10 protein-coding genes and 1 pseudogene are annotated in these 12,543 nt (G+C 31.8%); 10 read left to right on the top strand and 1 reads right to left on the bottom strand.

The genetic code is table 11. The features are described 5' to 3' along the window. Positions 1–176: 176 nt before the first annotated feature. The 7 genes and pseudogenes from INF20_RS00240 to INF20_RS00270 all read left to right on the top strand — a co-directional run bounded on the left by INF20_RS00240 (position 177) and on the right by INF20_RS00270 (position 7,727). Positions 177–1,286, top strand: a complete 1,110-nt coding sequence (locus INF20_RS00240; RefSeq protein ID WP_226384389.1) for an ATP-binding protein — start codon at positions 177–179, stop codon at positions 1,284–1,286. A gap of 2 nt (positions 1,287–1,288) precedes the next feature. Then, positions 1,289–1,804 carry a toprim domain-containing protein gene (locus INF20_RS00245; protein ID WP_226384390.1) on the top strand — a complete coding sequence of 172 codons (516 nt, stop codon included), beginning with the start codon at positions 1,289–1,291 and terminating at the stop codon, positions 1,802–1,804. Next, entirely contained in the window at positions 1,801–2,667 is an 867-nt protein-coding gene (locus INF20_RS00250; protein WP_226384391.1) for an FRG domain-containing protein, read from the top strand. Before INF20_RS00245 ends, INF20_RS00250 begins: the two co-directional genes overlap by 4 nt. Positions 2,668–2,678: 11 nt before the next feature. Beyond that, positions 2,679–4,448, top strand: a complete 1,770-nt coding sequence (locus INF20_RS00255; protein WP_226384392.1) for a P-loop NTPase fold protein — start codon at positions 2,679–2,681, stop codon at positions 4,446–4,448. 34 nt (positions 4,449–4,482) lie between these two features. Continuing rightward, positions 4,483–5,463 (top strand): hypothetical protein, encoded by a 981-nt coding sequence (locus tag INF20_RS00260; protein WP_226384393.1) that lies wholly within the window; start codon positions 4,483–4,485, stop codon positions 5,461–5,463. Positions 5,464–5,682: 219 nt separating this feature from the next. After that, on the top strand, positions 5,683–6,078 hold the full coding sequence (locus INF20_RS00265; RefSeq protein WP_226384394.1) for a hypothetical protein: 396 nt from the start codon (positions 5,683–5,685) through the stop codon (positions 6,076–6,078). A gap of 417 nt (positions 6,079–6,495) precedes the next feature. Further along, positions 6,496–7,727: pseudogene (locus INF20_RS00270) on the top strand (IS256 family transposase). A 214-nt stretch (positions 7,728–7,941) separates the two neighbouring features. On the opposite strand, the gene INF20_RS00275 reads toward INF20_RS00270, so the two are convergent. Beyond that, positions 7,942–8,607 carry a hypothetical protein gene (locus INF20_RS00275; RefSeq protein ID WP_226384395.1) on the bottom strand — a complete coding sequence of 222 codons (666 nt, stop codon included), beginning with the start codon at positions 8,605–8,607 and terminating at the stop codon, positions 7,942–7,944. A gap of 225 nt (positions 8,608–8,832) precedes the next feature. Between INF20_RS00275 and INF20_RS00280 the strand changes: the two genes are divergently transcribed. From INF20_RS00280 to INF20_RS00290, 3 genes are all read left to right on the top strand, one after another. Next, positions 8,833–9,693: a hypothetical protein gene (locus INF20_RS00280; RefSeq protein ID WP_226384396.1), complete on the top strand. Its 861-nt coding sequence runs from the start codon at positions 8,833–8,835 to the stop codon at positions 9,691–9,693. Positions 9,694–9,847: 154 nt separating this feature from the next. Further along, complete coding sequence (locus INF20_RS00285; RefSeq protein ID WP_226384397.1) at positions 9,848–11,281, top strand: MBOAT family O-acyltransferase; 1,434 nt, start codon at positions 9,848–9,850, stop codon at positions 11,279–11,281. Positions 11,282–11,299: 18 nt separating this feature from the next. Continuing rightward, a complete protein-coding gene (locus INF20_RS00290) occupies positions 11,300–12,472 on the top strand; it encodes an alginate O-acetyltransferase AlgX-related protein (RefSeq protein WP_226384398.1) in 1,173 nt (390 codons plus the stop codon). The last annotated feature ends 71 nt before the right edge of the window (positions 12,473–12,543 follow it).

Consider the following 12,543-nt stretch of genomic DNA (forward strand, 5'->3'; position numbering starts at 1 on the left):
ATCCGTGAGAATAAAAAATTTAAATTCAGTTAAAATTTTCGCTAAAACATAGAGAAATTTAAATGAAATTAAAATAAAATCAACTTTTAAAATGATAAAAACTTGTGTATAATAAACATATATTAGTTCGCGATTTACGAAATAATATGTGCAAAATTGCAAGAGGAGGAGTTAAAATGATACTGATGGACATGAAAGTTGACAATTTATATGCATTAAATGATTTTCATATGAACATGTCATATCCTAAAAAGATTGTTAATTCATCGATTCCAAACGAATTTTTAGAGGATAGAAAGAATTTTAGATATAAGAAACTAAACATTATTATGGGTAGCAATGCCACAGGCAAGACTTCCATAGGCAAGCTATTAATGAACTTTGCCAATTATATATCGGATACAATATATAGACGTTTCTTTGCTTTAGTTGACGATGTAAGCAAACCAGCGTATTTATCATTGGATTTTGTGGTAAAGGAACCGATATTATATCGTTTTGAAATGAATATTAATCCTAAAAACGGAGATGAATACACTAAAGAAGACATTGATATCAAATTAGTAATGACAAAGATTAATACTAATGATAATTATGAAACCTGTGCAGAACGCATAGATAAAGGTTCTTTTACAGAAGTATCCGTAGATGATATCGATTTAGGTGGATGGTTTTTTACCTATCCTTTTGATGAGTTAGGAAAGATAAATACATACAGCATAAGGGATAATGATAGTCGATACTTAGATGTTTTAAAGAAAGTAATGACGACTTTAGATCCGTCGATAAAAGATATTAAAAAAATTGAAGATGTAGAAAATGCATATATTATTTATTTATCTAATAAAAAAGTATTGTTAGAAAATGGGAAAATCCAGAGTGAAAATTATTTGTCCAGTGGAACTAAAGAAGGTATTGAACTTGCATATATAATTGCATCTATGAACTTTGGATATCATGATTTTCATTATTGTGACGAAATGTTTTCGTATATTAACAGCGATATAGAAAAAGCAATTATTTCCGTTATTATCGACAAATTGTCAGATAGAAAACAGGTTTTCTTTACAACACATAATTCTGATGTACTTGATATGAACATTCCTAAACATTCTTTTACTTTCTTGAAAAGAAGGATAATTGATGGTGTTCCAAAAACTGAAGCGGTATATGCCTCTGATTATCTTAAACGAAATACAGATTCTCTGAAGAACGCAGTGGAAAATGATTTGTTTTGTACAGCGCCGGATCTTAACAAAATATTTGAGATTGATGAGGAGATTTAGAAATGAGCAAGAATGCTATTTACAGATATTTTGTTGAAGGGGAAAGTGAACAGATTCTAATTAATGCTTTAAAAACTGATTTAGGGTTAATAGTACCAGGTAAAGTAGATATATTAAATGTTATACAAAAAAAGATTAATAAGAACTGGTTAAGGACAATGAAACCTAACACTACTGTTATACTTGTATATGATACAGATGTAGAAGATGTAGAGTTGTTGAAAAAGAATATAGAAACACTGAAAAAATGTGCAGCAGTAAAAGATGTATGGTGCATTCCGCAAGTAAAAAACCTTGAAGACGAATTAGTTAGAGCATGTAATATAAGAAACGTGATGGATTTAACGGGCACAAGAACATTACATGATCACAAAAGGGCATTTGTGAACAGCAGTAATCAAAGCCAGATGCTGGAAAGAAATGAATTTGATATTAGAAAATTGTGGTCAAAAGTTCCGGATAATGCGTTTGCACAGTTTGGAAATAACTCAGAAAGAATTAAAAAAGGAGAGGTATGAGTAATACACAGAAAATAAAACATAGTAAATTTGTAACATCAATACAAGCATTGTTAAGCATAATAAATAAAGTAAAGAAATATCATGGATTGAAAAGCGAATATGGAGGAGCAACACCACTTATTAATGGTTCATTACATCCTGAAGTGGATTTTGTATTTAGGGGAATGAGTAATAAAGATTATAATCTTTCCCCTAAAATTTTAAGAAAAGGATATGCTCTTTCAGAATATGATGAGCCTTTAAACAAATTTAAACAAGAGGCAGCATCGTATTTGCGAACTGTATGCGGAAATAATAACTTACTTTGGATGCAATATGCGCAACACTATGGAGTACCTACTCGTTTATTAGATTTTTCATCAAATCCATTAGTGGCTTTATATTTTGCATGTAAAGATAATATAAATAGTGATGGTATCATTTGGATAATAAATAGCTTTAGATTTAATAATTGTACATTAAAAAACTTTAATGGACATGATGAAAAGTGGATTATTGATTTTTATATCTCTCAACAGAAAGATGATGAATTGAAGCCGGGTAACGAGATGTTCAGACCATTACTGTTTGTTCCTGATTATATTGATGAACGTATGAATGCACAATCAAGCCGAATGATGTTATGGCCGATAAGTTCTTTTATATTGGATAATGAGATAGAACAAAAGAAAAGTTATATGCATTTAACGAATGAAGAATTTTCAAATGAGAAATATGCATTTAAAGTTGTTATTCCTGCAAAAAGTAAGAAAGGGATTATGAAGCAATTAGATTTGTTGGGAATAAACGAAAAATCAATATTCCCAGGATTAGATTCCATAGGTAGTTATATAGATTCTTATTTCAGAAGTATAAAATAGGAGGCAAATAGATGAAAAGTCGTGAATTGACTGAATTCATTTTGGATTATACTAATAAAACTAAAACCAATTATGCAATTATGATGAATGGTGAATGGGGAATAGGTAAAAGTTATTATATAAAAAATGATTTATTTGAAGCGTTAAAAAAAGATAATAAAAAATGTATAGTAATTTCTTTATATAGATTACAAAAAACTTCTGAGATTAGTGGCATCATTATTTTGGAAAAGATGTTTATGAATAAGAAGAAATTAAAAAATGTTATTTCTGTTGGAGGCAATATTACAACTACATTAATCAAGAGTTATGCGGAAAATCAAGGTATAAAATTAAGCGCAGATGGTAAAGGATTAGATAAACTAAAAAAATTAATTAACTTATCGAATACGCTAATAATTCTTGAAGATGTGGAGCGTACGATGATACCAATAGAGGAATTATTTGGATACATAAACAATATGGTTGAACAAGATCATGTAAAAGTGCTATTGGTTTGCAATGAAAATGAAATTATTAGTAAGTATGATAATAAATCAGATAACAATAACTCGAACATTGATAACGAATATAAATGTTTCAAAGAAAAGACTATAGGTGATACAGTTAGGTTTGAAAGTGAAATCGATGAAGTTATAAAGAATATTATGAGGGATAATTTTGCAGAAGAATATAGCTTTTTTTTAGAGGATGAAGAGATAGAGAGAATATCAAATATAATGTATAGTCAAAATGATTATAATCTTCGTTCTTTTATATTTGCATGTCAAAAGATATTTGATATTTTTGAAAAAACAAAAGTAAAAGACAACAAAGATGAAAATACAAAATATATAATGAAAAATATTTTTTATAGCGTTTTAGGATTTTGCATGCGATTGAGAAGAGGAGAAAACATAGAATGGGATGGAACTAACCTATATTCGTTGACTTTAGGCTGTGAAAAATATCCTTTGTTTAAATTTTGTTATCAATATGTTTTAGCAATTAAACATGATATAGATGAAATTGATATTAAGGAAATGAAGGATACTCTTGTACAGTTTAAGCTGTATGAAGATGAAAAAAATAAAGATGAAGATGTAAATATAATGCGCAATTGGTCACGAGAAACGGAAGAGAATCTTAGAAAAGCAATAAAAAATATAGAGGAAAAATTACAGAACCCAGATAAAGTTAATTCAATTCCATATGCTGAATACGGTGATATTGCAGCTTATACAATTGCTTTAGAAAATGTTTTACATGAAGATTGTACAAACCTAAAAGAATTATTGGTGAAAAATTTATATGGAAAGAGAGATAAAGTAAACTCTAATTCATTATTTAGAATATATTTTGGCGATGAAGAAGATGAAGCAAAGAAAAAATATAAAGAATTACAAGAGAAAATGATTGAGTCATTAGAAGGTATAAGTGTAGTTGATGATTTTCAGTATACAGTTGATGAAGTAGATATTTTATGTGAAAAAATAAGAAAAAGATTGAGTGCTATTGCTAAAGAAGGAAAATTTTTAACAAATTTTAATTTAGGTAAAATGGTACAACTATTTCTACAGTGTGAGCCAAAAGAAATGGAAAACATAAGAGAAGCATTTAAGGAAGTATATGATTATATTGGGAAAGTTGATATAACTCCGCTAGAAATAGATAGAATAACAGAATTTAGAGATTTGTTAGAAGAAAACGCAAAAAAAATAGAATTGGACAAAATACAAAACAAACAGTGCGAATGGTTTATAATTAATTTGAATACATATATCGATAGATTTAATGAATAGCATATGCTTGATATGAGTTTAATTGAGGTGCATGATGAAAAAATATTCTTGTAATGGTTTGCGTTATACTGTAAATGCTCTTGATGCTGATTCTGAATTTTGTATTTATGAAATAAATGAAAAAACTAAAGAGTTTGTTTATTCTGGTGATTTCATAAATTATGAATTAGATAGTGAGCTTAGTCTATTGAATGATACATTGAATAGTATGTTGTTCGGTGACATTGATGAATACTATAAAGAGTTACGAATGTTACCCATTTGGGTGACGGAAGTGGGTCAAAACTCTGAGATGTCAATAAGTGTAGATGAATTCAATGAGATGATTGAAAATAATAAAAACACAAGTTTTTATAAGCATTTATATTTAACAGACTGTAAATACTTAGTGGGGACTATGCAGAATCTTTTATTTGCAGTAGAAGAGGCGTTTATAAGATATTATAGAACTATTTCGATTTCATATGACGATGAAAAATATTCAAAAGACGAGGGGTTTACTGGTACAGTATGTGAGATGTCTAGCAATTCAATTTTAGCATCTTCAGCAGTAGAAACATATTTTACTAAAGCGTATTCAATCTTAGATATTATTTGTAAAATTTGTTACGAGCTTCAATTTAAGAATGATGATTATAGTAGGTATAGAAAATTATTGAGCTCAAGTAAATTATGGGGAGATAGAAAAAAGTTAAAATTATATGAAGTGCCAAATACATTGTTTGAAAAATGTACTTCTATATGTACAATTGAATCAATACGTAATGAAATAATTCATAACGGAACATGGGAATTATATCCTAAAATATTCACTAGATATAAATCGGGTCAAGCCAAAGAACGATACTTATTGTTTCCGGATATAGTACAAGGGCATTTGGCAACTTTCAAAAATAGAAGGCATTTTTTTTCGAATAGAAGAAAGATTAATGATATATTGCCTGAAATTCATGAAGAATTTAAGAAACGTTTATTAAATACTATAAAAATAGTGAACAAAGATTTCTTTACATAATATGCAAGAAGCATTTTGTGAGTTTTGTTGATTCGATTAAAAAAGAGTTTGTTTGCAATTTGCGGATTATTAAAAGTATTAAATGATAAAATTCAATAAAAGTTTTTTAGGTTATGATAGTTTTGGTCCTGCAGATGGATTCCCTTATGTAACGGCAACTTCTGAATTTAAAGCCGAATTTAAGCAGGCAGTTATAATTTTACTTTATTAGTATATGATATGAAGGAAGGCGGAGATGTTGCTTCATTTGGACAGAACATCACAATTGTACACGATGCAACTCATGTTGCAGCAGTAGCAGCCACAGCAGACAAAGCCGGCAACATCGAATATTGGCATGACCAGTACTGCGATAAATATTTCAAAGACGCTGCATTAACAGAGGAAATTTCTTATGAAGACACTATAGTACCTGCAACAGGCGAAGCAACAAATCCTGACAACCCAGGTGATAAGCCTGATAAGGAACTGGTAACTCCTTCAGACAAACCATCAGGAGACAAAGCTGACAACAATACTGCAGATAAAACTGCAGCTACAAAAGAATCAAACAGCCCTAAGACAGCTGATTCTATGACTCTCGGTTGGGCTCTTTGCAGCGATGGGAGCTTCTGAAGCTGGAATACTAGGACTTAAAAAGAGAAAGTAATTGAAACCTGAATATAACCACACTCGAGAGAAGTTGGTAAGGCTTCTCTTTTGGGCTCTTTAACTTTTTTAGTGGTTTGACCTAAAGTTGTGGTTAGCCATATGAAGTGAATAGCTTAAGTAAGAAGACTCTAAACGCGTATAATTATGCGATAGAGTCTTATTTTTATGCGAAATAACTGTATTGATATGTGGTAACCTTTGATTGTTGAAGCTTTATTTGATTTCACTGGTCCGTTGGTAATTTATCTGCCGTGAGACTGTGAGAAAAAGTCTGTAAATTAGAAATCAATAATGGGCCTTCTATGGTAAAATCAATTAACCATAGGAGGCTTTTCAAATACCCTCGCTACGCTGGGGCAGACCCTGGCAAAGAAAAAAGAAATTTACAAAGTAAAACCATTAAATGAAAACAAAAAGAATATCATCGCAGCTCTAATATATGAATATGATATTCAGACCGCTGATGATATCCAAGAAGCTTTGAAAGATCTTCTTGGTGGAACCATCAAATCTATGATGGAAACCGAAATGGACGAGCATCTAGGCTATGAAAGTTATGAACGTAGCGATAATGATAATTATCGCAATGGAACTAAGAAAAAGACTGTTCGTAGCAATTATGGTGAATTCCAAATAGATGTTCCTCAAGACAGACAAAGTAGCTTTGAACCTAAAGTCGTTAAAAAACGTCAAAAAGATATCTCCGGCATAGATCAACAGATTATCAGCATGTATGCCAGAGGACTTACCACAAGACAAATTTCCGAACAAATGGAGGAAATATACGGTTTTGAATGCAGTGAAAGTTTCATCTCCGATGTCACAGATAAAATACTGCAGCAAATAGAAGACTGGCAAGATAGGCCTCTTGATGAAGTATATCCAGTTATGTTCATTGATGCTGTGCATTTTTCTGTAAGAGAAGACAATCGCATAAAGAAGCTTGCAGCGTATGTGGTATTAGCAATCACAATGGACGGACAAAAGGACGTTGTCTCCCTTCAAATAGGTGAAAACGAAAGCAGTAAATTCTGGCTCAGTGTGCTAAATGATCTTAAGAACCGAGGAGTTAAAGATGTTATGGTAATTTGTGCTGATGGGCTTACAGGCATCAAAGAGGCTATTGCAGCCGCTTTTCCAGAAGCAGAATATCAAAGATGTATTGTTCATCAAGTGCGAAATACTCTTAAATATGTCAGTTACAAAGATAAAAAAGCATTCGCTACTGATCTTAAAGCAATTTATCTTGCCCCAAATGAAAACCAGGGTTATGAAAATATGCAGATTGCAAAAGACAGATGGGATAATAAATATCCACATGCAATGAAAAGTTGGGATCAAAACTGGGATGTACTAACTCCGATATTTAAATTCTCAACTGATGTACGAAAAGTCATCTATACCACTAACGCCATTGAAAGTTTGAACAGTACCTACAAGAAATTAAATAGGCAAAGAACTGTATTTCCAAGTGATAAAGCATTACTAAAATCCTTGTATTTATCGACTCTTCAGGCTACGAAGAAATGGACTCAGCCACTTAGGGCTGGGGCAAAGTATATGGAGAATTTTCCATAATGTATGGTGATAGATTTAGACCTGCAAATTCCTAAAATTAAAAATCAAGGCTCCTTCAGATGAGGGAGTCCTTGACATGCATAAAATCATAATTTATATTGTTTGTATCAATTCAAAATGGCTAATTCTATCCGTTTCTCACTAAGTAATTACCATAGAAGGTAATTTACAGACTTTTTCTCACAGTCTCTTGAATTTCTTTAAGATGGCGTTTTTGTACGAATTGATAGGTAGAGAATTTTACAGTATCTATCTATAATACCCATTCCGTTGGCACACTTCATGAACTGCCTCAGCAAAAATCGATCTTGATTTCTTATGAGTATCGTTTCTGTTCTTTTTTTCTATGTAGCAATCTCGAACCTTTTGCCATAGATTTTCATTTTTTATCCATTCGATTTTTTCTTGCAATTTGTAATATCCCTTGGGTTGCAATTCCCAGGAATAATAGTTTTGGTTTTTATTAAAGCGAATATACTGTTGCCTACCATCGCTACAATTGCGGACGATACAAAAATCGCAACTGTGTAAGATACGAGAATTTGGCTTGTCTTTTACTTTAATTGTAATAACACGAGTGGAGTCTTCAGCATTATCATAATTTGGTATTGCATTGCGCCAACCAGAATTATGAAAAGGATATATAACGGTATCAAGCTTGCTACGAATGATATTTCGGATTTCATTTGCAGAATACTTTTCGTCCGGATCATTCACTTCTATATTTACATCAAAATCAAAACCAACATTAGAATTTCTGTCACAGGTAATCATATTTCGCGAGCTACTTCCTACAAAACTATATTGAAAAGTGAAATCATTGCGCACTTCGTTTTGAAGATCACGGATGATCTTTTCAAGGTTTTCTTTTACGGGTTTCCATTCTTCTTTAGGAACGTATTCAAAATGATACATAGTTAAACCTCCACTAATCTTGAACATATAAATTGGTCATATTTCAATAAATCATATTAGAATATAGTCATTGTTCTTAAATGTCAACAGTTTTAAGAAATATAATGCATCAATTATTAAAAAACTTGATAAATTGCGCACCATTCATTATCAACCAATGTTGACATAACTTACAGTAAAGAATATACATCAAGTATGGTTATATATAAGAAGTGGGAGGAAACAATGAAAAAGAATCTATTTAAAAAAGTTACAGCAGGGATTCTTTCCTTTGCTATGGTAGCTTGTGTTGGTTTTGCCGCAACAAACATTTCGGCTAGTGCTGCTGAAAATGACATTACAGCAAGCATTCCGGAGTTTGTTGAAGGCCAGATACAGGAATTTTCTGTGACATTTAATCCAGAGTCTGAAGGAGCTTATATGGTAGGCGTAACTGTTGACTTAATGGATAAGAGCACTAACCAGACTATTGACCTTACAAAGCCAGAATCAAAAAACATAGTTGAAGTATTCTATAAAGAAGGAAACGAGTGGAAACCATTTGTTTACAAGCACTTTGGACCAGAAGGCGGATTCCCTTATAACAAAGCAACCTCAGAATTCAAAGCACAGTTTAAGCAAGCAGGCAACTATAATATGAGCTTGACAGTATATCAAATAGTCGGTGCAGATGTTGCAACTTTCGGACAGGACATCACAGTTGTACACGATACAACTCATGTTGCAGCAGTAGCAGCCTCAGCAGATAAAGCCGGTAACATCGAATATTGGCATGACCAGTACTGCGGTAAGTATTTCAAAGACGCTGCGCTGACTGAAGAAATTTCTTATGAAGACACTATAGTACCTGCAACAGGCGAAACAACAAATCCTGACAATCCAGGTGACAAACCTGATAAAGAACCGACAACTCCTTCAGACAAGCCATCAGGAGAGAAAGCTGACAACAATGCTTCTGCAGACAAAGATGCAGCAACAAAAGAACCAAACAGCCCTAAGACAGATGATCCTATGACTCTCGGTCTGCTCTTTGCAGCGATGGGAACTTCTGGGGCTGGAATACTAGGGCTTAAAAAGAGAAAGTAATTGAAATCTGAATATAACCACACTTAAGAGAAGTCGATAAGGCTTCTCTTTTGCTATATGAGAAAATTAGTACTACATTTGCGCTAATCACTATTTATATGATATCATTAACTCCATTGCAAATTTATAACGAACCGAAAGGAATAACAAATAAATGCTATTTTCTAGCACAGTATTCATATTCATATTTTTGCCAGTGCTGCTATTATTATATTTCGCAATACCAAAGAAATATTTAGCAGCTAAAAACGGACTATTATTAATTTTCAGTTTAGGATTCTATGCATGGGGAGAACCTAAATTTGTTCTAATCATGATATTATCCATAATAGGAAACTATATATTCGGCAGATTAATAAGTGAACAAAAAAGTAAAAAGGGATGGCTTATTACAGGCATCTCTTTTAACGTATTTATTATATTTATATTTAAGTATCTTAATTTCGTGATTGCAAATTTAAATGTGCTATTGAGGGCAGTAGGTGGGGCAAATTTACAGATTCACCAAACTTCAATCGCACTTCCGATAGGGATATCGTTTTTCACTTTCCAAGCGATATCCTACATTATTGATGTTTATAGAGGCAAGGTGCAAGCACAGAATAATCCATTCTACTTGGGATTGTATATTTCATTTTTTCCACAGCTTATTGCCGGCCCTATAGTAAGATACTCTGATATTAATATAGCAATTACAGAGAGAAAAGAAAGCCTTGATAAATTCACAGTTGGTGTTAAGAGGTTCATATTTGGCTTATCCAAGAAAGTGATATTGTCAAATAACTTTGCCTTAATCGCAGATCAAGCCTTTAGTTTGTCTGAGGTAGGAAACACAACAACGGCCATGGCATGGCTAGGTATGATAGCATATACTTTGCAGATATTCTTTGATTTCTCAGGATATTCGGACATGGCTATAGGTCTTGGCAAAATGTTTGGCTTTGATTTCAACGAAAACTTCAATTATCCATATATCTCAAAATCAGTAAGTGAGTTTTGGAGACGTTGGCATATATCACTGGGTTCTTGGTTTAGAGATTATGTGTATTTCCCTTTAGGTGGATCGAGAGTTGATACAAATAAAAAACTGGTTCGTAATCTTTTTGTGGTTTGGTTATTAACTGGTGTATGGCACGGTGCAAGCTGGAATTTTATAATATGGGGCCTGATGTATTTTGTGCTTATTACATTTGAAAAACTGACCGGCTATCCAAATAAATTTTCAAAATCGGTTTCTATTAATTTGTATATGGTATTTACTCTGGTATGCGTAATGTTAGGATGGGTAATCTTTAGAGCTGAAGGAGTTGAAAATGCGATTGATTATCTATTGTCTTTAATAGGGATAGGCACAACAGGTGGATATAATAATGAATTTATTAGATATTTATGTGAAAACAAGGTCTTTTTACTATTTGGCATCATTTTATCCACCCCATTAATTAAAAATATTTGCATTAAATCAAAAATGGAAGGAACGATTATTGGAGAAATTGTTAAAACCATAGTATGCATTACGCTTTTGGGTGTATGTGTGTCTTATTTGGTATTGGAATCATATAATCCGTTTATTTATTTTAATTTTTAATGTTATAGAGGAAACCCAATGAAAAAAGCACATAAACATATTTTGACTATTTGTTTTTTATTATTTATCTTTGTAGGACTGATTTTAAATATTAGTAATTTTAAGAACGCATGCGTATCAGTAATAGGTGATATTAAGTCTTTAGATATAAAGAAAGCAGTAACAAACTTTGAAAGCTCTATTAATGATAATTTCGCAAATAAAATGGATATAGTAGATGTTAATGGGGCCTTTAAAAAGGTATGTGGACAAAAGATTGCTAACGGGACTATTTTAGGCGATGATAATCAATTATATGATGAAGATGCTATCAATGAAAAATTGGATTTGGATAAAGAAAAAGAGAGCCTAGAATACACTTCCCGTCTAATGGAGTATGCAGAAAACAAAGGCATATTTTCATTATATGTACAGCATCCAAATAAATATAATGTTGCTAGTGAAGAGCTCCCATATGGTTTAACTGCAACAAGAACGATTGTGGATGACATGTATGTTAATGAGTTAAAGGCGCAAGGTAAAAATGTAATTGATTTAAGGGAAAGTAAATATAATGTAAACAATTTTTATAAAACGGATCACCATTGGACTGTAGAGTCTGCATTTAACGCGAACCTAATTATCAAAGAATATATAAGTCAATCTCAAAGCGCACATAAAATAGAAATGAATAAAGCGGAAGATTATAAAAAAGTGACAAAGCAAAATAGTTTATTAGGCTCTTACGGTATACGCGTCGGACAGTATTTTGCAGGAAAAGACGATTACAGCGTGATGATTCCTGAATTTAACACACAATATATATATGAAGCTTATGATACTAATCATAAAAAAGTGGCTGAAAAAGAAGGGCCATATGAAGATGTCTTTATAGAAAAAAGTTATCTCGATAATCCTGACTATCTTAACAAGTACAATACATATATACTGGACGGCACTATTGAAGCAAGAGCCATAAATAAGACATCAAATAATGATACTAAAGTTCTGCTAATAGGCGATTCATTTTCAAGACCGTTATTTACATTCTTAAGTGACGGAGTTTATGAAATAAGATTTTTAGATGCACAAGAAGGCAGATACAACGATAGCTTTAAGGATTATATAGATGAATATAATCCTGATATATTATTGATTATGTATAATTATGGATTTGCGGAAAACTCTCTTGCGGATAAAGAATATCTTTAAACATAATCTTGCAACATAAAAAAACTAAAGGTATAATAATCGAATGAATTATTGCAAAAAAATGTAAGTTA

The sequence above is a fragment of the Gallibacter intestinalis genome (assembly GCF_014982745.1).
GTDB classification, from domain to species: Bacteria; Bacillota; Clostridia; order Peptostreptococcales; family Anaerovoracaceae; genus Gallibacter; species Gallibacter intestinalis.

Coding starts and splice junctions, on each gene's coding strand:
- INF20_RS00240 (WP_226384389.1), top strand. CDS start 177: ATGATACTGATGGACATGAAAGTTGACAATTTATATGCATTAAATGAT.
- INF20_RS00255 (WP_226384392.1), top strand. CDS start 2,679: ATGAAAAGTCGTGAATTGACTGAATTCATTTTGGATTATACTAATAAA.
- INF20_RS00285 (WP_226384397.1), top strand. CDS start 9,848: ATGCTATTTTCTAGCACAGTATTCATATTCATATTTTTGCCAGTGCTG.
- INF20_RS00275 (WP_226384395.1), bottom strand. CDS start 8,607: ATGTATCATTTTGAATACGTTCCTAAAGAAGAATGGAAACCCGTAAAA.
- INF20_RS00250 (WP_226384391.1), top strand. CDS start 1,801: ATGAGTAATACACAGAAAATAAAACATAGTAAATTTGTAACATCAATA.
- INF20_RS00260 (WP_226384393.1), top strand. CDS start 4,483: ATGAAAAAATATTCTTGTAATGGTTTGCGTTATACTGTAAATGCTCTT.
- INF20_RS00280 (WP_226384396.1), top strand. CDS start 8,833: ATGAAAAAGAATCTATTTAAAAAAGTTACAGCAGGGATTCTTTCCTTT.
- INF20_RS00245 (WP_226384390.1), top strand. CDS start 1,289: ATGAGCAAGAATGCTATTTACAGATATTTTGTTGAAGGGGAAAGTGAA.
- INF20_RS00290 (WP_226384398.1), top strand. CDS start 11,300: ATGAAAAAAGCACATAAACATATTTTGACTATTTGTTTTTTATTATTT.
- INF20_RS00265 (WP_226384394.1), top strand. CDS start 5,683: ATGAAGGAAGGCGGAGATGTTGCTTCATTTGGACAGAACATCACAATT.